Below are 21,173 nucleotides of genomic sequence, written 5' to 3'. Positions count from 1 at the left end.
TTCATTCCGCGAGTCTGCCCTCATGCCGCCGGTAACGATTCGAGATGAATGGAACAGCACCTAGCCAATAAGGACATGCTTCAGGAAAGACGTGCGCGTCTGGCCGCGGAACGGCTGTTGGAACAGAAGCAGGCGGAGTTGACGGCGGCGAACCGGAAGTTGTCGGCGCATGCGCTGAACCTGTCCGGGCAGATCGTGGACCAACGACGTGTCGTCGAGGAGCTGGAGGGCCAGAACACCCGCGCGGCACAGGATTTGCAGGCCGCGAACCACAAGGTCGTCGCCGTGGAACGTCTACTTTGGGACGCCATCGACACGATCCGCGACGGCTTTGCGCTCTTTGACGCGAATCTAAATCTGATCGCCGCGAATCCCCCTTATCTGGCCGTGTTCGAGGGGGCTGGCGATGTCGGGCCGGGGACAGCCTATAGCGATATTATCGACCTGTGCATTGATGAGGGGATTGTCGATTTGCACGGCCAAGACCCCGAAGACTGGCACGCCATGATGCTTGGGCGCTGGTCGGGCGAGCAGATCGAGCCTGTTACGCTCAGGTTCTGGAACGGCGTTTATGCGAAGATGATGGACAGACGCACCTCGGATGGCGGGGTGGTGTCCATGGTGCTTAACATCACCGAGAACATCCTGCGCGAGGACGAGTTGCGCGACGCCCGCGACAAGGCCCAAGCCGCCGACCGCGCAAAATCCGCCTTCCTTGCCAAGATGAGCCATGAGTTGCGCACCCCGATGAACGGCGTCGTTGGCATGGCGGACCTGCTGCTTGAAAACGGGTTGGACGAGGAAAGCACGCTCTACGCCCAGACCATTCGCAACTCTGGCGAGGCGCTGCTGGAGATCATCAACGACGTGCTGGATTTCTCGAAGATCGAAGCGGAAAAGATACAGCTGAAGCCCCAGCCATTCGATCTGGAGCGTCTGGTTCAGGACGTCGCCTTGATCGTTGACCCGACGGTACAGCAGAAGGGTCTGGATTTTCAGGTGGATTACGACCAGTTCCTGCCTGCGGAGTTTGTCGGCGATCCCGGTCGCATTCGCCAGATCCTGACCAATCTGGTCGGCAACGCCGTCAAATTCACCGTAGCCGGGCATGTTATGGTTCGGGTGGTGGGCATCGTTGACGAACCGAATGAGACCTGCCGCCTGCATTTCACCGTCGAAGACAGCGGGCTGGGTGTGGACGCCTCGATGGTCGACCACATTTTCGGGGAATTCAACCAGATCGAGGATGAGGCCAACCGCAAATACGAAGGCACCGGTCTAGGGCTGGCGATCAGCCGAAAGCTGGTGGAACAGATGGGAGGCGAGGTATGGCTCAGCAGCGTCAAGGGCGAAGGGTCCTGCTTTGGCTTCCAGATCACCCTGCCGCTGGTGTCGCAGGCGCAAGCAGCGCCGAACGCGGTTCCGGATGGTGTTCACAAGGCTTTGGTCATTGAGCCCAACGCAATGGATCTGGATATTCTGACCCGTCAAATGGAATTGCTTGGCGTCGCGGTGGCAGTTTTGCCCAATGCCACCGCAGTCTCTGCCGAGCTTGATCCAGATGTGGTGCTTGTCGGGCATCACCGCGAGCTGTGCGATGGTGCTTCGGCAATCGAGCAGATCAGGCGGGTACTTCCCGGCGTTCCTCTGATTGCGATGGTTACGGCTGCCGATCCGGTTACTGTGCCAGACGGCGTGACCAGCTTGCGCAAGCCCTTCCACAGACAAGAATTGTTCAATGGTCTGACCAAAGCGGTGAACGCCTCTGCTGAGGGCAAGCCACTGAGAAAGCTACGCATTCTCGGTGCTGAGGATAACAAGACCAATCAGTTGGTTTTTCGCAAGATGCTCAAGGATGTGAACGCGGATCTGACGCTTGCCGTGAATGGCGTCGAGGCAGTGGAAGCGTTCAAATCGGACAGTTTCGATCTGGTGTTCATGGACATTTCAATGCCGGAGATGGACGGCATGGAGGCAAGCCGCGCCATCCGCGAATTGGAGCAAGAGAGGGGGCTTCCCCCTACCCCGATTATTGCAATGACCGCCCACGCTATGGAAGGCGACGAGGAGCGCATCAGGGCAGCCGGGCTTAGCCACTACCTGACCAAGCCGTTGAAAAAAGAGAAAATCCATCAACTGATCGCAGAGCTATCGCCCGCTGACGCCGAGCCGTTTCAGACCTGAACAAATCCCTCGCTCAGGCGCATATGCCCGGTGTTCAGCCCTCTCCGGCTCAGAATCGGACCATGCAGGTACTTGCGCGCTGCCGGATGGTTGGCATCGAGCACCCCGTATTTCACCAACAACCCTGCGATCGCAGCCTCAGCCGCGCGGGTGCCACCATCAACGATTTTCAGTGCCATACCCAGACCCTGTTCCGGCAGAATCGCGACATATACCGCCTCTGCACCCGTCTTGATTGCAACCTTTCCGCCCATGGCGCGCATCAACTCCGTACATGCCCCTCCCTCGCCCGCGACAAGATCGGGATGGGCGCACATGGCCTCTACCAGCCGCTTTGACGCTTGCGCCCGCGCACCCGTACCGTCTGGCTTTGCCATCTTCGCCATGGCCCGCGCCAAACCAGCGACCGAGGTCGAGAAATTCGGGGCGGAGCACCCGTCGATCCCGTAGTATTCCGCCGTCTCGCCGGTCATTTCTTCGAACGCCTCGCGGCTGGCACGTTGGACGGGGTGGTCGACCTCGATATATTCGGAACCTGCACCAAGGTGCTTGTTCAACGTCAGGAACCCGCTGTGCTTGCCGGAACAGTTGTTGTGGATCTGGCAAGGCTGCTTCCCAGCCCGCACCAGCGCCTCATGCGCGTCCTTGTCGGACGGCTTCTGTGGACCGCAGCGGAAGTCATCGACCGAAAGCCCCAAACCGTCGAGCCAAAGCTGCACGCGATCCGTGTGGATCGCGGCCCCCTGATGCGACGCACAGGCCAGGGCGAGATGCTCGGATGTCAGCCCGTAGGCGTCCGCCGCACCGCTTTCGATGAGCGGCAACGCCTGCAGCATCTTGCATGACGAGCGCGGGTAGATCACCTTTTCGTCATCACCCCAGGCTTCGACCACTTTGCCGCTGGCATCGCATACCACCGCATGGCCCAGATGTTGTGACTCAAGCAGGTCCCCCCGCCAGATTTCGACCATAGGAACAGGTTGTGTCATAGACGCCTCCTTCTAAAGCGAAAATCCGCCAATGGGCCTTTCCCAACACATGCATTCTGGGCTATCGTTTTGCAATCGAGATAATAAAAGGTGTGTTGGCACAAGTTGAATCCGCAAAGGATCGCTCGGCGCACAAGAGGCAGAAACAGCTGGAGCTGTGAGATACATGAAAAAGATGCTGCAAGGCATGGTCGCAAGCGCGGCCCTCGTCCTGGCCACTGGCCCCCTTTCCGCTCAGGAACAGTCCACAAACCGCGTTGCGTCCAAGACCGACTGGAGCGTGTTTGTCGAGGACAATCCAACCCAGTGCTGGGTCGTGTCCAGCCCGAAGGAAGTGGTGAACACCAAAGACGGCCGCGTCGTGGCGGTGACCCGTGGCGACACGCTGATGTTTGTCAGCTATTGGCCCGGCGCGGGAAAGCTGGGCGAGGTCTCCTTCACTGGCGGCTATCCGTACCCCGATGGCGCGACTGTCAGCCTGAAGATCGGTGACAGCACCTTTGAGTTGTTCACCAGCGGCGAAACGGCTTGGGCACCGACACCGGCGGATGACAACAAGATCATTTCTGCAATGAAGCGTGGTGCCGATGCGGTTGTTACGGGTGTGTCCAAGCGCAACACGACAACCCAAGACACGTTTTCCCTACTCGGCTTTACCGCCGCACTGGAGGATGCCGCGAAACGTTGCGGTGGGTAATTAGCTCAAATTTTCAGCGTTAAGGGGTCGGCTGCCAAGGTCCCTTAACGTCTTTCAACTAAGACCGGACTAAACCGGCCAAGAGGCAGCATATCATGACGACTCTCACCAATATCGGCACCACGCGGCTTCCGGCTCAAAAAGAAGCGGCGACCGTTCGGCTTTCCCCTGCGGGCTTGAGCGTAGGAACACCCGTCACGACAAGCGCTGGCGAATGCTGCGTCGAAGACCTGAAGTCAGGTGACCGCGTGCTGACCAAGGATCTGGGCATGCAGACGATCAAATGCATAGCGTTCCGCGATGTAGACCTGATCGCAGCCCCGCAAAAATCGCCGATTCACATTCCTTCCGGCACCTTCGGGGCAGATCGTCCCGGCGCCGACCTGTATCTCGCCCCCACGCAACGCATAGCGCTGAAACACCCGATGTTCGACTCCATGTTCTTGGCGCGGGAAGTGCTGATCCAGGCCAGGGATCTGCTTTACCTCGCCGGTGTTCGCCAGATCGAAGGGTTGCGCGGCATCACCTATGTCTCGCTGGGGTTCTTGCAGAACCATCTGCTTTATTGCGGCAATATGGCCGTCGATTTGGGGCCTGCCCGAAATCCCGGCAACCGGCCGGTTTTGTGTGGCGAAGAAGCGCGGCTTGCATGTAGCCTTGTGCGACCCCAAGTCCCAACCATGCACCAAGCCGCCGGTTTCCCTTTGCACTGATTTAGTGTATCTGGCGGCCTTTCATCCTTCGTGAGGCCCCGATGTCCGCAACCGCTCCGATCACGCAAGACCTTGTGACCATCCCGCGCAAGCTGCCCGATGGCGACCGCGTCAATTTGATTGGCCTGACCCGCGACGGGCTTCGCGACGCCTTGATCGCGGCCGGAACGCCGGAAAAGCAAGCCAAAATGCGCACAGGGCAGGTGTGGCAGTGGCTGTATCAGAAAGGCGTGCGCGACTTCGACAGCATGACCAATCTTGCCAAGGACTACCGCGCCTTACTGGCGGAAAAGTTCGAGATCGCCCTGCCCGAGGTCGTGACGCGACAGGTCAGCGACGACGGGACGCGCAAATATCTTGTCAGGATTGCGGGCGGGCATGAGGTCGAAGTCGTCTACATTCCCGAAGAAGGACGCGGCACGCTTTGCATATCCAGTCAGGTTGGCTGCACTCTGACCTGTTCGTTCTGCCATACCGGCACCCAGAAACTGGTGCGGAACCTGACCGCGGGCGAGATTATCGGCCAGGTTATGTTGGCGCGCGACGATCTGGGGGAATGGCCGGAGCCGGGTCGGCACCCCAAAGACGAAGCGCGTTTGCTGTCCAACATCGTTCTGATGGGCATGGGCGAGCCGCTGTACAATTTCGAGAATGTCCGCGACGCGATGAAAATCGCAATGGACCCGGAGGGCATCAGCCTGTCGCGTCGGCGGATCACCCTGTCCACCTCCGGCGTTGTGCCGGAGATCGCCAAAACCGCCGAAGAAATCGGCTGCCTTCTGGCGGTGTCTTTCCACGCCACCACGGACGAGGTGCGTGACAAGCTGGTCCCCATCAACAAGCGCTGGAACATTGAGGAGTTGCTGGACGCCCTGCGCAGCTATCCGAAAGTGTCGAACAGCGAGCGGATCACGTTTGAATATGTGATGTTGAAAGACGTGAACGATAGTGACGAGGATGCGCGGCGGCTGATCCAGTTGATCAAGGGCATTCCGGCCAAGATCAACCTGATCCCGTTCAACGAATGGCCTGGCGCGCCTTATCAGCGGTCCGACTGGAAGCGGATCAAGGCTTTCGCCGACATCATTTACAAAGCGGGCTACGCGTCGCCGATCCGGACCCCGCGTGGAGAGGACATCATGGCGGCTTGCGGCCAGCTTAAATCCGCGACCGAGCGTGAGCGCAAGTCCCGCAAGCAGATCGAAGCCGATGCAGGTGTGGCGAAAGGTTAAGCCACGCTCAGAACGCAGAAAAGGCGCCCGATTGCTCGGACGCCTTTTCCACGAATTCGGTGCGCGTGCGCTTAGGAAGAAGCAGCAGCAGCGGCCAGAACCAGGAACAGCAGCGGGATGAAGATGCCGCCAGCCGAGGAAGAAGTTTCTTCCACGATTACAGGCTCTTCAATGATCGGGTCAGACAGGTTGCCCGCGAAAGCAGAAGAAGCGGCTGCAGTGAAGACTGCTGCAAGTACGATTTTTTTCATCTTTATATATCCTTCCAAGACACGCCCGCTGGACCCAGACTATCCGGTCCATCCACAGGCACCCAAGACAGTATCTCGTGCAATCGTATAACCAAGAACACCGGGCGAATACAATGCCGAGACCCATCAGGTCAGATGCAACCATTCAGAATGTCGTCAAATTAGCAACACTTGTGTGCCTATTCTGGCCTTCGCGAACACCTCTGCGATGTGCTCGTTGAACAGACCTATGCAGCCGTTCGACGACTTCCGCCCGATTTTACGCGTATCGTGGGTGCCGTGGATCCGGTAGTAGGTCCAGCCAAGATACAAGGCATGCGTACCAAGCGGGTTATCCGGCCCGGCAGGCACGAAATCGGGCCATTCCGGGTTACGTTTTTTCATCGCCGGGGTCGGGCTCCAAGTGGGGCCGTCGACCTTACGCACGACACTTGTGCGACCACGGCGCGTCAGATCTTCGGATAGCGGAACGGATGACGGATACAGGTTGTAGCCCCCGTCTTCGGTCCACATGTGAAGGGCGCGGCTGTCGATATCGACCAGAATCGCACCGTTCCTCAGGTTGCTGAAATATGGCTGCCAACGAAGAGAGCGGAAGCTGGACACATTGCGGCGCACAACTCTGGTTTCGCCGCTATACGACTCGGCGTTCACCGCACTGGTTGTCTGCGCAAAGGCTGGCATTGCAAGGCCAGCAACAGCAGCCGAGCCCGTGCTCAGCAGGAAACTGCGGCGGCTAAAATCGGTTTTGCTCATGGAACATACCCTCCTTGAGTAGGTCATCCCATATTATTATGGCGAGAATGCCTCAATCACAAATCAAACCATGATATGATCGGCTATTTTCCACCAGCGCGTTTGAACAGCATCGCGGTTCAGTTTAAGCATTGCCAAAATTCTAAGGAATAAATGGTATGGCAAGACTGCTCCTCATCCTGATCTCAGCGTTTCTTGCGCTGTCTGCATGTACGCCTGTCGCCCCGACGATCGGCCCGGACGGCAAACCGCTGCCGCGCGTTTATCGTATCAGCAATTCCGATACGGCTAAAATTCAGTTCCGCGTGCTGGATTCCGTCAACGCATTGCGTGTTGCAGCAGGGAAGAACCCGCTTGAGCTTGATAGCAAGCTGACCGCCGCCGCCGCGACTCACGCTCGTGACATGTCGGTGCAGAATCGTCCTTGGCATTTTGGCTCCGACGGCTCCTCGCCGCTCGATCGGGTGGCACGTGCGGGGTACGACGGCCAGATGATTGGCGAAAACATCTCGGAATCGTATGAAAACGAATCGGAGACTGTTGCTGCCTGGATGGAAACCCCATCGACTCGTGAGGTGATCATGTCATCGCGGGCAAACAAGATGGGTTTTTCCTGGTATCAGGAGCCGAACGGAAAAATCTGGTGGACGATGGTGACGGGCAGTTAAGGCTGCCCGCTTACGGGAAGATGTCTATGACGGTCCCATCGTTCACCATGGCATAAAGCAGTCTCATATGCTTGTTTTTGATTGCAATGCAGCCTGCGGTCCAATCGGGGCCGCGCTGGCCTTTCAGGTTCGGCTGTCCGTGAATGAAGATATCACCGCCGGGTGATTTGCCCACAGACTCTGCAAAGGCGCGATCCGCGTCGTTAGGGTATGAGATGCCCAAAGACAGGTAGAACGAACTGTTCGGGTTGCGCCGGTCGATCGTATAGCGACCTTCGGGCGTGCGCCCGTCCCCTTCAAACTGTTTGTGGCCGGTCGCGCCGAATCCCAGATCTATCGGGTACGACTTCAGCATCCGGTTCCCACTGAATACCCGCAAGACACGCTGCGTCTTGTGGATTTCCAGCTTGGTCACCTCCGGACCCTTATACGTAATGAATTTGGAAGAACATGCCGACAGAATCAGCAAAGAGGCCAACACCAATCCACGAAAGAACACTGAACGCATATTAAGCTACCACCCGAACTTTTTTGACGACTATACCCAACTCTGTGGCGGTTCGGAATCCTCTATTTACACTATCGCCCTAGTTCTTTCTCGACCTCTAACAGCGCCTGCAAACCGGTGCGGTAATCGGGGTAGAGCAACGTCACACCCAATTCTTCCTTGATAAGTTTGTTTTTCACACGTTTGGACTCGGCGTAGAAACTTCTCGCCATGGGGGACATGTCAGCCGTCTCGAAATCGACCGCCTCTGGCAGCGGCATGTCCAGTAGCTCGGCGGCGTAGCCGATTACATCCTGCGGCGGAGCCGCGTCATCATCGCATAGATTGTAGACGGCACCGGGGCGGGGCTGACGGATCGACGCTTCCAGGACCTGCGCGATGTCATCGACGTGGATGCGACTGAAGACCTGTCCCTGTTTGATAATCCGTCGCGCAGTGCCGTTGCGCACCTTGGAGAACGGCCCGCGTCCGGGCCCGTAGATACCGGCAAGGCGGAAGATATGCAGCGGCAAACCGGACTCGATTGCCAAATCTTCCCATGCGGCCTCGGCCTTTACCCGTAAACGCCCGCGTTTTGTCGAGGGCGTGAGCGGCGTCGTCTCGTCGACCCAACCGCCTTGGTGGTCGCCGTAGACGCCTGTAGTCGACAGATAACCAACCCATTTGAGGTTTCCCGCGACCTTCGCGATTTCAGGGCGACGCGCAGTCAGAACAGGGTCGCCATCTTCCGTCGGTCCGGCCGAGATCAAAAGGTGAGTCGCCCGCGTAAGTTGCGACCCCATATCCGCACCGGGCCAGACCACGGCTTCCACGCCGTCGCGCCGCAATGACTCCGCCTTGTCTTCCGAGCGGGTCGTACCAGTGATCGTCCAGCCCTTCGGTAATAGCAGGCGTGACAAAGCCTGGGCGGAATAACCATGGCCGAAGCTGAGAAGGTGGGGCATCACGTTAACCTCTCTACGGCCCATCGCGCGGCGTCTGACACTGCGGGATCAGGGTCGTTCAAATGCGTCCTCGCAGCACTCGCGAGTTCGGGTTGGCCGGAATTGCCTATCGCATAAAGCACGTTGCGGATGAAGCGGTCGCGGCCGATGCGCTTGATCGGGGAGCCGGAAAACTTGGCGCGAAAGGCGGCGTCATCCAGCGCCGCCAGCTCTGCCAGCTCCGGCGCACGAAGATCGTCGCGGGCCTCGTAGCGCAGCTCGGTCGCCTCTTGCGCAAACTTGTTCCACGGGCACACGGCCAGGCAATCGTCGCACCCGTAGATGCGGTTGCCCATCTTGCCGCGCAGCTCTTCATCAATGGGGCCTTTATGCTCGATCGTCAGGTATGAAATGCACCGCCGCGCGTCGAGTTGAAACGGCGCGGGAAACGCCTGCGTCGGGCAGATATCCAGACACGCGCGACAGGTGCCGCAATTATCGGTTTGAGCGGTATCAGGGTCTAATTCGAGGGTCGTGAAGATCGCGCCAAGGAAAAACCAGTTGCCCAGATCGCGTGACAACACATTCGTATGCTTGCCTTGCCACCCCAGACCGGCGGCCTGCGCCAGCGGCTTTTCCATGACGGGAGCGGTATCGACGAACACTTTGATCTCGACCGCCTCCGCCTGCTCGATCAGCCAACGGCCAACGCGTTTCAGACGTTTCTTCACGATGTCATGATAGTCTCTGTTCTGGGCATAAACCGAGATCGCCGCACGGTCGCGCAAGGTCAGCGTTTCCAGTGGATCATGGTCGGGCGTGTAGACCTCCGCCAACATGATGACCGACCGCGCCTCGGGCCACAAAGCGGCAGGGTTGCCGCGCCAATTCATTCGCTCCGCCATCCAGCCCATCTGGCCGTGGCGTCCTGCGTCTACATAGTCGACCAAGCGGTCAGGGGCAGCGGGAATCGCGTCAGGTCTGCACACGCCCATTTTCGAGAAACCCTCCGCAAGCGCCTTATCCCGCAGCTGGTCCTTGAGGGTCAAAAATCCAGATCCGCGTAGTGCGGCGGCTGGATGAATCCCGGCACCTGATCGGCAAGGATGGAGCGGAAAGCAGGGCGCGATTTGATCTTCGCATACCAGTCCTTGACGTTGGCGTTCCGGTTCCAGTCCACATCACGGATATAGTCGAGGCAGGAGAAATGAGCGGCAGCGGTAAAATCCGCCATGCTCAACTGATCGCCTGCCAGCCAGCGGCGTTGGTCCAGCAGCCAGCCCATATAGTCGATGTGATATTTGATCTTCTGTGCGCCAAGTTTCACGTTGCGACTTTCGGGATAGCCTTGGCCCATGATCTTCTTGTTCACCCGCTCATAGAGCAGCTTCGACGTGACCTCTTGATGAAACTTGTCGTCAAACCAGAACACGAGCCTGCGCGCTTCGGCGCGGTCTTCGGGCCTCTTGGGGAGCAGGGGCGGCTCGGGAATGACCTCTTCCAGATACTCGCAGATGGCCTGGCTTTCGCTCAGCGTCTGGCTGTCGATCTTCAGGATCGGCACCTTGCCCGCCGGGTTGCGCTGCATGAAGTCGGTGCTTTGCTCCCAATACCGCTCCTCCACCAGTTCAACTTCGACCTTCTTCTCTGCCAGAACAAGGCGCACCTTGCGGCAGAACGGAGAGAGCGTGGCGTGGTAGAGGCGGTTCATCGCAGTATCCAATGGGTGAAAGCTATCGACCTGTCATGGCAACCTTAGCTGGAATTTTCAACCATCGAAACACGCGTTGCGCCCGTCCGCGCGGATCGTAGCCGCTCCGGACGCGATGGAGCGCGCACGTTTCTGCACGAAGGCCGATGGGCGCTTGGCGGAACGGCCCTTGGGGTTGGGCAGGATCGCCGCAAGCAACGCCGCCTGCCTCATCGACAAATCCTTGGCGTCTACGCCGAAATACCACGGCGCGGCGGCACCCACGCCGAAGACGCCTTCGTCGAATTCGGCCACGTTCATGTAGACTTCGAGAATCCGACGCTTGGTCCATACGGCTTCTACGACAGGCGTAATCGCGGCCTCCAACGCCTTTCGGGTCCAGTTGCGACCGTGCCAGAGAAACACATTCTTCACCGTTTGCTGCGACAGCGTCGATGCGCCGCGCCCGCCGCCCTCTTCCAGCGCATCGCGGATTGCGGCCATGTCGAAACCCCAGTGATTGCAGAAATTCGCATCCTCTGCGGCAACTATGGCATGGGGCATATGCGGTGAAATAGTGTCGAAATCCCGCCATTCGCGACGGGTTTCGTCAAGCCGCCAGTTCTCGGAGAAAATATAGGCGGTGGTGGGTGGATTTACGAAAGCGTAGAGCACGACAACCAGTAAAACGAACAGTGCAAATGCCACAAACAGCCGCCACCCCCAGCGCACGGCCATAACCGGCACGATACCAATCCACCAGAAGATGGAGCGTTTCGGGTTTGCTTGTTTTACCCGCTTTTGCGGTTTCTTCACTGCCTTCGCCATAGGGTCGTTCTAACCCCATTGCTGAGAACGGCAAAGACTTTGCCGCGCGCCGGTTCTAGCGGCAGGTCACGCTTGAGATCAGGCCGGACCGATCGGTGTCGATGGTCAGCCGGTCGGGGCTGTAATCTAGCGTTATGACATCATCAGGGCGCAACACCCGGGCGGATTTGGGCAGGTTCACCTTGTCCAGCACAGACGCGTTTTTGCCGAGCAAGTCGTAATACTGCTCCGCACCACAGCGGGGTTGACCGTCAAAATCGGCGGGGTCGGCGAACTGGTCGTCACAGGCGGCGAGCAGCATGAGAAGGGGCAAAAGGAATCGCATTAGGGATATCTAGTGACTTGCTGGCGCAGGGGCAAATTCAAGTTGATTGATTTCGGCGGAACGATGCGCGAGGTTGGGGCCAACACATATTGAAAGGATATTTTATGCGCACCAGAGCTGCTGTCGCCATCCAAGCGGGCAAACCGCTTGAAATCATGGACGTAAATCTGGACGGCCCGCGTGAAGGCGAGGTGCTTGTGGAGATGAAAGCCACCGGCATTTGTCACACCGATGAATTCACCTTGTCAGGCGCCGATCCGGAAGGCCTGTTCCCTGCAATTTTAGGCCATGAGGGCGCAGGGGTCGTCGTGGATGTCGGCCCCGGTGTCACGTCTTTGAAGAAGGGTGACCACGTCATCCCGCTCTACACCCCCGAGTGTCGCGAATGCGAATACTGCCTGAACCCCAAGACCAACCTGTGCCAGTCCATCCGCTCCACTCAAGGACAAGGCTTGATGCCAGACGGAACGTCGCGCTTTTCCACTTTGGATGGTGATCCGATCCTGCACTACATGGGCTGCTCGACCTTCGCCAACCACTCCGTCTTGCCGGAGATCGCACTGGCCAAGGTGCGCGAAGATGCCCCGTTTGACAAGATTTGCTACATTGGTTGCGGCGTAACGACAGGCATCGGGGCGGTGATTCATACCGCCAAGGTAGAAATCGGCTCCCGCGCGATCGTCTTCGGACTCGGCGGGATCGGCCTGAACGTGCTTCAGGGCCTGCGCCTTGCAGGTGCGGACCAGATCGTCGGGGTGGATCTGAACCCCTCCAAGGTGGAGATGGCAACCCGCTTCGGGATGACAGATTTCGTTAATCCCAGCGAGGTCGAAGGCGACTTGGTGGCCCACCTTGTCAACCTGACCAAAGGCGGCGCGGACTATACATTTGACGCGACAGGCAATGTCGGCGTGATGCGCACCGCGCTTGAGTCGGCGCATAAAGGCTGGGGTGAGTCCATCATTATCGGCGTTGCGCCAGCCGGTGCGGAAATCAGCACGCGACCTTTCCAACTGGTGACCGGTCGCAGCTGGCGCGGCACCGCCTTTGGCGGGGCGCGTGGGCGCACGGATGTGCCGAAAATCGTTGACTGGTACATGGACGGCAAGATCGAGATCGACCCGATGATCACCCACACCATGGGACTGGATGAGATCAACCACGGCTTCGACCTTATGCACGAAGGCAAATCAATCCGCTCCGTCGTTGTTTACTAATGGCTGACAGGGACAGGCCGCTTTACGCGGTCCTCATCGACGCCGACAACATTCCCGCTGACCACGCCGAGGCGATCCTGAAGGAGGTCACCACCTTCGGTGAGCCCGCCCTCAGGCGCGTATATGGCGATTGGTCAAGCGGGCAGCTCAGGAAATGGGCTGAGAAAATCCGGGGCCTTGGGCTGGTTGCGCATCAAGAAACAGCCAACACCAAGGGCAAAAACGCGTCGGATATCGGGCTGGTGATCGACGCGATGGACATCCTTCACACGGGCCGTTTCGACGGCTTCGTGCTGGTGTCTTCGGACAGTGACTTTACCCGCTTGGCATCACGCATCCGGGAGGAGGGCCTGGACGTCATCGGCATTGGCGAAGGCAAGGCGCCGGAGGCACTTCGGAACGTATGCAACCGCTTTATCCTGATCGAGAACCTGATAGAAGCTCCGGCCCCTACGAAGACCGGCACACCGGGGAAGGCCAATCCAACCGAGGCCATCCCACTGATTATCCGTGCCATGAGCAAGGTAAATACGGATGACGAATGGTGCCCGCTTGGGCCGGTCGGTCAGTACATCATGGCCGACAATCCCGACTTTGACACGCGCACATACGGCGAGGCCAAGTTGAGCGATCTGGTGCGAAAACTAAAACGGTTCGAGACCCGCAAGGAGGGCAACCAGCTGATGCTGCGGCGTGTCGACTAGGCGCCGTAGCGGGCGAGGAACATGTCCACTGCGCCTTTGATCACCCGATCAACTTCTGCCTGTGTCGGCTTTTCGATGATGTTGAAGATCATTTTCACAAAGATCTCCGACTTAACCAGTTCCTGAAACTGCATCGCGGCAAGACCCACATCGTCGATCTTCAGTTCGCCACGCTCTACGGCGTGTTCGAAATATTGGCTTAGCCGGTCTTCAAGCAGTTTGGGGCCGGAGGCGTAGAACTCGCGCCCCAATTCTGGAAAGCGATCCGACTCGGCCACACAAATGCGGAAAATGCGCTGGGCAAACGTGGAGGTCAGGAACTCCATCATCTTGTAGGACATCGTCGTGAGCATCTCGCGCACCGGGATGTCGGTTGCATCAACCTGCAACGCGCGGTCGGCTTGCGCGGCGCATTCACGCTTTGCAACTTCGATGAACAAAATACGTTTATCCGGAAAATAGCTGTAAAGCGTGGCTTTGGACACGCCAGCCTCTTTGGCGATCAGGTCAACGCTGGCGCCTTCGAAACCTTGGTTCAAAAATACCTTACGCGCCCCTGCGATCACCTGATCGTATTTGCGGCCACGTTTGATTTCGGGGGTATTTCCGTCCAACTCTGTCTCTCCCTGCCCTAAGTGCGATTATAGACCATACAGTTCAGTTTCGGCAACAACAGCTGAAACTTATAGGGCGGACCCAAAGGCCCGCCCTTGCGTGCGACATAGGGTACGGGGAGCTACTCGTCGCGCGCGAGCTTGCGTTTCACCAACTCGGCGTTGGTCAGGGTACCGCAAGCATCTGGTTGAACATCTGCGTCTCGCTCCAGCGCATTACAAGTGGTGGAGGAGGGCGAAACTTGTGACGTGGCGTCCTTTGAAACAACGCCTTCCTGTGTCGGGTAGGTAAGGCTGGGCATGTAGGTGAACGATGCGCCCCCGAATGCCAGCGCAGGGCCGGCAAGGGCAAGAGAGGCGGCAAATACGACGGGTCTGACGATGTTCATTTCTCTATCCTTCAAAAGTGAACTGTTCGGTTCATATTCCACTTATCTAAACCGAGTCGTTCAGTTGTGCAAGGCAATAATGAACCGAACGGTTCACTTTTCTTAGTTGAACTTTCCCGTACAATACGTACATTAGAACAATTCTAAACTAGAGGTTCGTATGCTCCCTTCCGTCACATTCCGCCGCCGCTTCTCCGACCTTAGCGAGCAGGAAATACTCGCACTTGCGATCTCGTCCGAAGAAGACGACGCCCGGATTTACCGCGGTTATGCGGAGCGCCTGCGCGATAGCTTCCCAGCCAGCGCCAGAATTTTCGAGGCAATGGCGGTTGAAGAAGACGGACACAGGCAAATGCTGATCGACCTGCACAAGGCACGGTTCGGCGACGTCATACCACTTCTTCGACGCGAGCATGTGGCGGGCTTCTACGCTCGCTCGCCCATTTGGCTGGTCGAAAATCTGGGGCTGGAAAAGATACGCGAACAAGCCGCCCAAATGGAACGTGACGCGCAACGTTTCTACGAGTTGGCGTCAAAGCGTTCGACCGATGCAGACACGCGTAAACTGCTGGGCGATCTGGCGGCAGCGGAAGCTGGCCACGAGCAAAAGGCCGTTGCCCTGACCGAGAGCATCGGCAGCGAAGAGCGTGACGCGGAAGACAGGCAAGCCCACCGTCAGTTTGTGCTGACATGGGTGCAGCCGGGTCTGGCGGGTCTTATGGACGGCTCGGTTTCGACCCTAGCGCCCATTTTTGCTGCCGCTTTCGCCACGGGTGACACGTGGAACACGTTTCTGGTCGGCTTGGCGGCCTCCGTGGGCGCAGGGATTTCCATGGGGTTCACGGAAGCGGCGTCCGATGACGGTCAGCTGTCCGGCCGCGGCTCGCCATGGAAGCGCGGGTTCGCGTCTGGCATCATGACCACGCTGGGCGGATTGGGCCACGCTTTGCCCTATCTCATCACCGATTTCTGGACGGCGACCACCATCGCCATCATCGTGGTGTTCTTCGAGCTTTGGGCCATTGCGTGGATTCAGAACCGTTTCATGGAAACGCCGTTCTTCCGCGCCGCGTTCCAAGTGGTTCTGGGCGGTGCGCTGGTCCTTGCCGCGGGTATCCTTATCGGCATCGGCTAAGCCACTGTCGCAACCCCTAAAGCCGTGCTATCGGGGGTTGCGATGCTGGAGATATTTCTGAAAACCCTGCCCTTTTTCGCCGTCATCGGCGTGGGCTACTGGGCCGGGCGGGTGAAGTTCTTCACGCCCGAGGCGACAGGCTATCTGACGAAGTTCGTCTTCTACTTTGCCCTGTCGGCCATGCTGTTTCAGTTCTCTGCCAACCTGTCCTTGGCCGAAACTCTGGATTGGACCTACGTGCTCGCCTATCTGTTCGCGACGACCGTGGTCTACATCATCGTCACCACGGTCGCATTGCTGCGCCGCAAGTCAATCGAGGAAGCCGCGATTGAGGCCCAATGCGGTGTCATAGGCAATGTGGGCTTTCTGGGTGTGCCGATGCTGGTGCTCCTCATGGGCGAAAACGCGATCGGGCCGGTAATGTTGGTGCTTGCGGTCGATCTGATCGTTTTCGGCAGTCTCGTGGTGATCCTGATCACCGGATCACGCGACGGGCGCATGTCGCTGGGCGTGCTGAGAACCGTCGGAACAGGGCTGATCAAGAACCCGATGATCGTGTCGATCATCTTGGGCTTCGCGTGGTCCGCGTCTGAGGCCCCAATTCCTGTGCCGCTCAACGAATTTCTGTCCATTCTTGGCGGCGCGGCCACCCCCGGCGCATTGTTCGCCATCGGCGCATCCCTTGCCACAAAATCGGCAGAGCGGATGCAAGTGGCCTCGTGGCTCTCATTTTCCAAGCTGGTCCTGCATCCCGCCGCCGTCGCAATTTGCGCGTTGTGGCTGTTTCCGGTGGAGCCATACGCGGCGTCCGTCATGGTCGCCGCCGCCGCGTTGCCAGTGGCCGGCAATGTCTACATGATCGCCCAGCATTATGGGGTTGCCCCCGCGCGGGTATCCGCCAGTATCCTCATATCAACCGCAGTTAGCATTCTGACCGTTTCGCTGGTAATCGGCTGGGTCAGCTGAAAGGAGAAACCATGGAGACCATTTCCGAGAACGCATGCTTTGGCGGGGTCCAAGGCGTATATTCCCACCGCTCCGACAGTTGTGACTGCGACATGACATTCGGGCTGTTCCTGCCGGAGGAGGCACAGCACGGCCCCGTTCCCGTCTTGTGGTTTCTGTCAGGCCTGACCTGCACGCACGAGAACGCCATGGTGAAGGCCGCCGCACAAGGCTGGGCCGCAGAGCAAGGCATCGCGCTGATCTTTCCCGACACATCGCCGCGTGGTGAAGGCGTTGCCGATGATGAGGCTTTTGACTTGGGGCAGGGAGCAGGGTTCTATGTAAATGCCACTCAGAAGCCGTGGGCACCGCACTTTCAGATGTATGACTACATCACCAAGGATCTGACCGATCTGGTGTTCGAGAAATTCCCGCTCGACGCATCCCGTCAGGCGATCACCGGCCATTCCATGGGTGGGCATGGGGCGCTGACGATTGCGATGCGTGAGGCAGGACGGTTTGCCAGCGTCTCGGCGTTTTCACCGATCTGTAATCCGACCGGCTCGGATTGGGGTCGCAAGCAGTTTGAGGCGTATCTAGGCTCTGATAAGGCGAAATGGGTCGGACATGATGCCAGCTTGCTGATGGCAGATCGCGGGTTTGACGGGCCGATCCTGATCGACACGGGAACGAAGGACCAGTTCATTGACTTGCTTAAGCCTGAAACGCTGGCGCAAGCCGCCGCTGCGAAGCGTCAGCAAATAATCTTCCGCATGCAGCCGGGCTACGACCATTCCTATTTCTTCGTGTCCACCTTCATGGAAGATCATATCTCCTTCCACGCAGAGGCGCTCTACGCATGATCAACGCGGTGATCTTCGACATCGGCAATGTCTTGATCGAATGGCAGCCGGAGCGGTTCTACGACAGCGCCATTGGTGAGGAGCGCCGCAAGGCAATGTTCGCCGCCGTCGACCTGCACGGCATGAACGACAAGGTCGACATGGGCGCACCCTTCAAGGAAACGATCTACGACGCGGCTGAGGCCTACCCCGACTGGCGCGACGAAATCCGGATGTGGCATGACCACTGGATCGAAATGGCATCACCTACGATTGACCACTCGGTAAAGATCCTGCGGGCGCTGCGCGCCAAGGACATGCCGGTTTATGCGCTCAGCAACTTCGGCATCGACAGTTTTGCCTATGCAGAGACTGTTTACCCCTATTTGGGCGAATTCGACCGCCGCTACATCTCGGGGCATATGGAGGTCATCAAGCCGGACCCCAAGATATACCAAATGGTAGAAGATGACTGCGGCCACGCACCCGGCACGCTGCTGTTTGCGGACGACCGCAAAGATAATATCGACATGGCCCTGTCACGCGGCTGGAAAGCGCATTTGTTTGACGGCCCACAAGGCTGGGCGGATTGTTTGATCGCGCACGGGTTGCTGACCAAGGAAGAGGCTGCCGCATGACCTTCGACATAATCGGCTTTAAAGACGGCGAAAGCGTCCTGACATGGGACGGGTTGATGGACGCCTTTGCCCGCGGCCACACCATGCCCAAGGCCGAAATCGGCGACACGTTCCTTTACCGTAACAAGGACACGCTGCTGTCCCGTGCCGCGTGGATCGACGGGCTGGGTCAGGCCGTCAAAACCGCAACGATCTTCCCGGTGAACAAGGACAAGGGCCAGCCCGCAATCAACGGCTCGGTCTCTCTGTTCTCCGACGAGACCGGCGAGATGGAGGCGTTGATCGACTTCCATCTGGTGACCAAGTGGAAAACCGCTGGCGACAGCCTCTATGCGGCGCGAATGCTGGCGAACCCCGATCCGGAAACGATCCTGATCGTTGGAACAGGCACGGTTGCAGGCAGTATGATTGACGCCTACCGCAGCACCTTCCCAGACGCAAAATACGTGGTTTGGGGTAGGAATAGAGACTATGCGGCCCAGTTCGCCGAGGCACACGCCGCGTCTAGTGTGGCGGAATTGGAGGATGGCGTCAGGGAAGCGCAGATTATCTGCACAGCGACCATGGCAACAGATCCGGTCCTGAATGGCGAATGGTTGCAATCGGGCCAGCATCTGGACCTGATCGGCGCCTACCGCCCCGATATGCGCGAGGTTGATGACACGGCGATGCAACGCGCACGGGTGTTTGTAGACAGCTTCGATACGACGCTGGACCACATTGGCGAGCTGAAGAACCCTATCGCATCCGGCGCTATTTCGCGTGATCACGTGCTGGCTGATTTCTACACGCCCGACGCATTCACCCGCGCGCCCGACGACATTACCATCTGCAAAAATGGCGGTGGGGCGCATCTGGACCTGATGACCTGCCGCCACATTCTGGACCAATGGAGAGACCGATGATTACCGACCAGCAAATTGCCGACTTCCAACGTGATGGCGCTGTCGTTGTGCGTGGCGTGTTCACAGACTGGGTCGATGTGATGGCCGAAGGCATAGAGCGCAACATCCGCGAACCGGGCGAGTACGCCTCCGAAAACGCCGTGACCGAGGGGCGCTTTTTCGACGATTATTGCAACTGGCAACGCATCCCCGAATTCGAGCGCATTATCCGCGACAGCCCAGCCGCCGAGCTTGCGGCGCGTGCGATGGGGTCTGACACGGCGCAAATCTTCCACGACCACGTGCTTGTCAAAGAGCCCGGAACGCCGAAGCCAACGCCATGGCATCAGGATTCCCCGTATTACTTTGTTGAAGGCAAGCAAACGGTCAGCCTGTGGATTCCCCTTGATCCGGTGCGCGAGGCCAGCCTGCGCTTCATCGCCGGATCGCACAAATGGGATCGCATGGTGAGACCCGTGTCTTGGGCCGATGACAGCGATTTTTATGCCTCCGACGATGAATGGATCGACGTGCCGAACCCCACCGACGACGAGGTTCTGGAATGGCCGATGGAGCCGGGCGACGCGGTGCTGTTCGACTATCGCACGGCCCACGGCGCACGCGGAAACCAGACCAACACAAGACGGCGGGCGTTGTCGCTGCGCTTTGTCGGTGACGACGCCCGCTATGTCGAGCGGCCCGGCCGCACCTCTCCGCCGTTTCCCGGCCACGGAATGAAAGCCGGTGACAAGCTACGCGAAGACTGGTTCCCCGTCGTTTACGCAGGCTGAGGCGACCACGGCTTTTCACGAACAGGAAGGTGGACGATGGCGCTGAATGCGCCGACGCCCACACCAACCCACCACACCAGCGTGTAATCGCCGGTGATGTCATAGAGTTTGCCGCCCAGCCAAACGCCCAGAAAAGACCCTAACTGGTGGGAAAAGAACACGATCCCGTAAAGCGTGCCCATGTAGCGAAGCCCGTAAATATGCGCCACAAGGCCGGATGTCAGCGGCACCGTAGCCAGCCACAAGCTCCCCATGGCGAGACTGAAAATAATGACCGTGGCGGGTGTCATCGGCGTCAGGATGAACCAAGCCGCGACTAGCGTGCGGCCCGTGTAGATCCCTGCAAGCAAGTATTTCTTGGAATGCCGCTTGCCCAGATATCCCGCCATAACAGTCCCGCCGATATTCGCCAAACCGATCAGCGCAATGGAAAACGCCCCAAGCGCAGAGGTGGTGGTGATCCCCATGCCAGCCAGCACTCCACCAGCGGCAATCGGGCCACAGACTTCGGTGATGAAAGCGGGAAAATGAGCGGTGATAAAGGCCAGCTGATAGCCGCAGGAAAAGAAGCCCAGAAAGATCAACGTGTAGGACGGGTCTTTGAACGCGCGCTTGAGTGCGCCGCCAAGGCTTTCTTCCAACTCCAACCGCGTCGCTGCCGGTGCGCGCATGAACGGCAACGCGAACAGCGATAGCAGCATCACCGCCGCGAAGATCAGAAAAACCGTTTGCCAAGGGAAAAAGCCCAGCAACAGCTCCGCCGCAGGAGCGCCGAACACCTGCCCCGCAGAGCCTGCCGCCGTCGCGATCCCCAGCGCCATGGAGCGGTTTTCGTCAGATGTCGCGCGGCCTACCATAGCCAGGATCACGCCAAAGCCGGTGCCTGCGATGCCAAAGCCGACCAAAATCTCATAGAATTGATGCGCGCCTGGTGTGATGGCGAAAGACGACAGCACCAGACCCGCCGCATAGAGTATCGCACCGAGAGTGATCGCTTTGCGGTCGCCCAGCTTCTCGGCAATCGCGCCGAAGATCGGTTGGCCGATACCCCATGCAAGGTTTTGTATGGCGATAGCCAGACTGAACTCGGCCCTTGGCCAGCCGAACTCCTCCGCGATAGGGATCTGGAACACGCCAAAGCTGGCGCGAATGGCGAAACCCAGCATCATGATGATGCAGCCGACTATGAGAACCGGCGTGAAAAGAGGCGTGCGTGTATCTTCCATCGCGCGACCGTCCGCGAATTTCCG

25 protein-coding genes are annotated in these 21,173 nt (G+C 58.6%); 13 read left to right on the top strand and 12 right to left on the bottom strand.

Annotated features, from left to right (window positions below):
• Positions 1-48: 48 nt before the first annotated feature.
• Positions 49-2,184, top strand: a complete 2,136-nt coding sequence (locus tag THALAR_RS16690; protein ID WP_040819133.1) for an ATP-binding protein — start codon at positions 49-51, stop codon at positions 2,182-2,184.
• Here THALAR_RS16690 and THALAR_RS16685 read toward each other — a convergent pair.
• Positions 2,175-3,173: an asparaginase gene (locus tag THALAR_RS16685; protein ID WP_021102777.1), complete on the bottom strand. Its 999-nt coding sequence runs from the start codon at positions 3,171-3,173 to the stop codon at positions 2,175-2,177. The two genes, THALAR_RS16690 and THALAR_RS16685, sit on opposite strands and share 10 nt — an antisense overlap.
• A 166-nt stretch (positions 3,174-3,339) precedes the next feature.
• Between THALAR_RS16685 and THALAR_RS16680 the strand changes: the two genes are divergently transcribed.
• From THALAR_RS16680 to rlmN, 3 genes are all read left to right on the top strand, one after another.
• On the top strand, positions 3,340-3,870 hold the full coding sequence (locus THALAR_RS16680) for an invasion associated locus B family protein (RefSeq protein WP_021102776.1): 531 nt from the start codon (positions 3,340-3,342) through the stop codon (positions 3,868-3,870).
• 95 nt (positions 3,871-3,965) lie between these two features.
• The gene (locus THALAR_RS16675) at positions 3,966-4,583 is read left to right on the top strand and encodes a Hint domain-containing protein (protein ID WP_021102775.1); all 618 of its coding nucleotides are present in this window, start codon (positions 3,966-3,968) and stop codon (positions 4,581-4,583) included.
• Positions 4,584-4,624: 41 nt separating this feature from the next.
• On the top strand, positions 4,625-5,815 hold the full coding sequence (rlmN, locus tag THALAR_RS16670) for a 23S rRNA (adenine(2503)-C(2))-methyltransferase RlmN (protein WP_021102774.1): 1,191 nt from the start codon (positions 4,625-4,627) through the stop codon (positions 5,813-5,815).
• Positions 5,816-5,886: 71 nt separating this feature from the next.
• Here the strand turns inward: rlmN and THALAR_RS16665 are convergent, their stop codons facing one another.
• Positions 5,887-6,066, bottom strand: a complete 180-nt coding sequence (locus THALAR_RS16665) for a hypothetical protein (protein ID WP_021102773.1) — start codon at positions 6,064-6,066, stop codon at positions 5,887-5,889.
• A 156-nt stretch (positions 6,067-6,222) separates the two neighbouring features.
• Positions 6,223-6,822 (bottom strand): L,D-transpeptidase, encoded by a 600-nt coding sequence (locus THALAR_RS16660; RefSeq protein ID WP_021102772.1) that lies wholly within the window; start codon positions 6,820-6,822, stop codon positions 6,223-6,225.
• Between the two features lie 158 nt (positions 6,823-6,980).
• On the opposite strand from THALAR_RS16660, the gene dalA reads away from it, so the two are divergent.
• On the top strand, positions 6,981-7,490 hold the full coding sequence (gene dalA, locus THALAR_RS16655; RefSeq protein WP_021102771.1) for a divisome-associated lipoprotein DalA: 510 nt from the start codon (positions 6,981-6,983) through the stop codon (positions 7,488-7,490).
• 10 nt (positions 7,491-7,500) lie between these two features.
• Here the strand turns inward: dalA and THALAR_RS16650 are convergent, their stop codons facing one another.
• The 6 genes from THALAR_RS16650 to THALAR_RS16625 form a co-directional block, all read right to left on the bottom strand.
• On the bottom strand, positions 7,501-7,905 hold the full coding sequence (locus THALAR_RS16650) for a L,D-transpeptidase family protein (RefSeq protein WP_021102770.1): 405 nt from the start codon (positions 7,903-7,905) through the stop codon (positions 7,501-7,503).
• 164 nt (positions 7,906-8,069) lie between these two features.
• Positions 8,070-8,942, bottom strand: coding sequence for an SDR family oxidoreductase (locus THALAR_RS16645; protein ID WP_021102769.1), 873 nt, complete (start codon positions 8,940-8,942; stop codon positions 8,070-8,072).
• On the bottom strand, positions 8,942-9,916 hold the full coding sequence (gene queG, locus THALAR_RS16640) for a tRNA epoxyqueuosine(34) reductase QueG (RefSeq protein WP_051153833.1): 975 nt from the start codon (positions 9,914-9,916) through the stop codon (positions 8,942-8,944). Before queG ends, THALAR_RS16645 begins: the two co-directional genes overlap by 1 nt.
• A gap of 50 nt (positions 9,917-9,966) precedes the next feature.
• A complete protein-coding gene (fzlA, locus tag THALAR_RS16635) occupies positions 9,967-10,632 on the bottom strand; it encodes an FtsZ-binding protein FzlA (RefSeq protein WP_021102767.1) in 666 nt (221 codons plus the stop codon).
• A gap of 57 nt (positions 10,633-10,689) precedes the next feature.
• The gene (gene mtgA / locus THALAR_RS16630; protein ID WP_021102766.1) at positions 10,690-11,439 is read right to left on the bottom strand and encodes a monofunctional biosynthetic peptidoglycan transglycosylase; all 750 of its coding nucleotides are present in this window, start codon (positions 11,437-11,439) and stop codon (positions 10,690-10,692) included.
• 55 nt (positions 11,440-11,494) lie between these two features.
• Complete coding sequence (locus THALAR_RS16625) at positions 11,495-11,764, bottom strand: I78 family peptidase inhibitor (RefSeq protein ID WP_040819126.1); 270 nt, start codon at positions 11,762-11,764, stop codon at positions 11,495-11,497.
• Positions 11,765-11,868: 104 nt separating this feature from the next.
• Here THALAR_RS16625 and THALAR_RS16620 point away from each other — a divergent pair, with 104 nt between their 5' ends.
• Positions 11,869-12,981, top strand: coding sequence for an S-(hydroxymethyl)glutathione dehydrogenase/class III alcohol dehydrogenase (locus THALAR_RS16620; RefSeq protein WP_021102764.1), 1,113 nt, complete (start codon positions 11,869-11,871; stop codon positions 12,979-12,981).
• Positions 12,981-13,685, top strand: a complete 705-nt coding sequence (locus THALAR_RS16615; protein ID WP_021102763.1) for an NYN domain-containing protein — start codon at positions 12,981-12,983, stop codon at positions 13,683-13,685. The genes THALAR_RS16620 and THALAR_RS16615 overlap by 1 nt, the downstream gene beginning before the upstream one ends.
• Here THALAR_RS16615 and THALAR_RS16610 read toward each other — a convergent pair.
• Positions 13,682-14,299, bottom strand: a complete 618-nt coding sequence (locus tag THALAR_RS16610; protein ID WP_021102762.1) for a TetR/AcrR family transcriptional regulator — start codon at positions 14,297-14,299, stop codon at positions 13,682-13,684. The genes THALAR_RS16615 and THALAR_RS16610 overlap by 4 nt on opposite strands.
• A 122-nt stretch (positions 14,300-14,421) precedes the next feature.
• Positions 14,422-14,688, bottom strand: a complete 267-nt coding sequence (locus tag THALAR_RS16605; protein ID WP_021102761.1) for a hypothetical protein — start codon at positions 14,686-14,688, stop codon at positions 14,422-14,424.
• A 160-nt stretch (positions 14,689-14,848) separates the two neighbouring features.
• Between THALAR_RS16605 and mbfA the strand changes: the two genes are divergently transcribed.
• From mbfA to THALAR_RS16575, 6 genes are read left to right on the top strand one after another with little or no spacing between them, the layout of a single operon-like run.
• Positions 14,849-15,823, top strand: a complete 975-nt coding sequence (gene mbfA, locus THALAR_RS16600) for an iron exporter MbfA (protein WP_021102760.1) — start codon at positions 14,849-14,851, stop codon at positions 15,821-15,823.
• 42 nt (positions 15,824-15,865) lie between these two features.
• Positions 15,866-16,789, top strand: a complete 924-nt coding sequence (locus THALAR_RS16595) for an AEC family transporter (protein WP_021102759.1) — start codon at positions 15,866-15,868, stop codon at positions 16,787-16,789.
• An 11-nt stretch (positions 16,790-16,800) separates the two neighbouring features.
• Positions 16,801-17,631, top strand: coding sequence for an S-formylglutathione hydrolase (fghA, locus tag THALAR_RS16590; protein ID WP_021102758.1), 831 nt, complete (start codon positions 16,801-16,803; stop codon positions 17,629-17,631).
• Entirely contained in the window at positions 17,628-18,248 is a 621-nt protein-coding gene (locus THALAR_RS16585) for an HAD-IA family hydrolase (RefSeq protein WP_021102757.1), read from the top strand. Before fghA ends, THALAR_RS16585 begins: the two co-directional genes overlap by 4 nt.
• The gene (locus THALAR_RS16580) at positions 18,245-19,153 is read left to right on the top strand and encodes an ornithine cyclodeaminase family protein (RefSeq protein WP_021102756.1); all 909 of its coding nucleotides are present in this window, start codon (positions 18,245-18,247) and stop codon (positions 19,151-19,153) included. Before THALAR_RS16585 ends, THALAR_RS16580 begins: the two co-directional genes overlap by 4 nt.
• On the top strand, positions 19,150-19,923 hold the full coding sequence (locus tag THALAR_RS16575; protein ID WP_021102755.1) for a phytanoyl-CoA dioxygenase family protein: 774 nt from the start codon (positions 19,150-19,152) through the stop codon (positions 19,921-19,923). The genes THALAR_RS16580 and THALAR_RS16575 overlap by 4 nt, the downstream gene beginning before the upstream one ends.
• Here the strand turns inward: THALAR_RS16575 and THALAR_RS16570 are convergent.
• Complete coding sequence (locus THALAR_RS16570) at positions 19,911-21,149, bottom strand: MFS transporter (protein ID WP_040819122.1); 1,239 nt, start codon at positions 21,147-21,149, stop codon at positions 19,911-19,913. The two genes, THALAR_RS16575 and THALAR_RS16570, sit on opposite strands and share 13 nt — an antisense overlap.
• Positions 21,150-21,173: the final 24 nt, after the last annotated feature.

This window comes from Litoreibacter arenae DSM 19593 (genome assembly GCF_000442275.2).
GTDB lineage: Bacteria > Pseudomonadota > Alphaproteobacteria > Rhodobacterales > Rhodobacteraceae > Litoreibacter > Litoreibacter arenae.
Note: the sequence above shows the minus strand (reverse complement) of the source record. Positions and strands in the feature narration are given on the sequence as shown.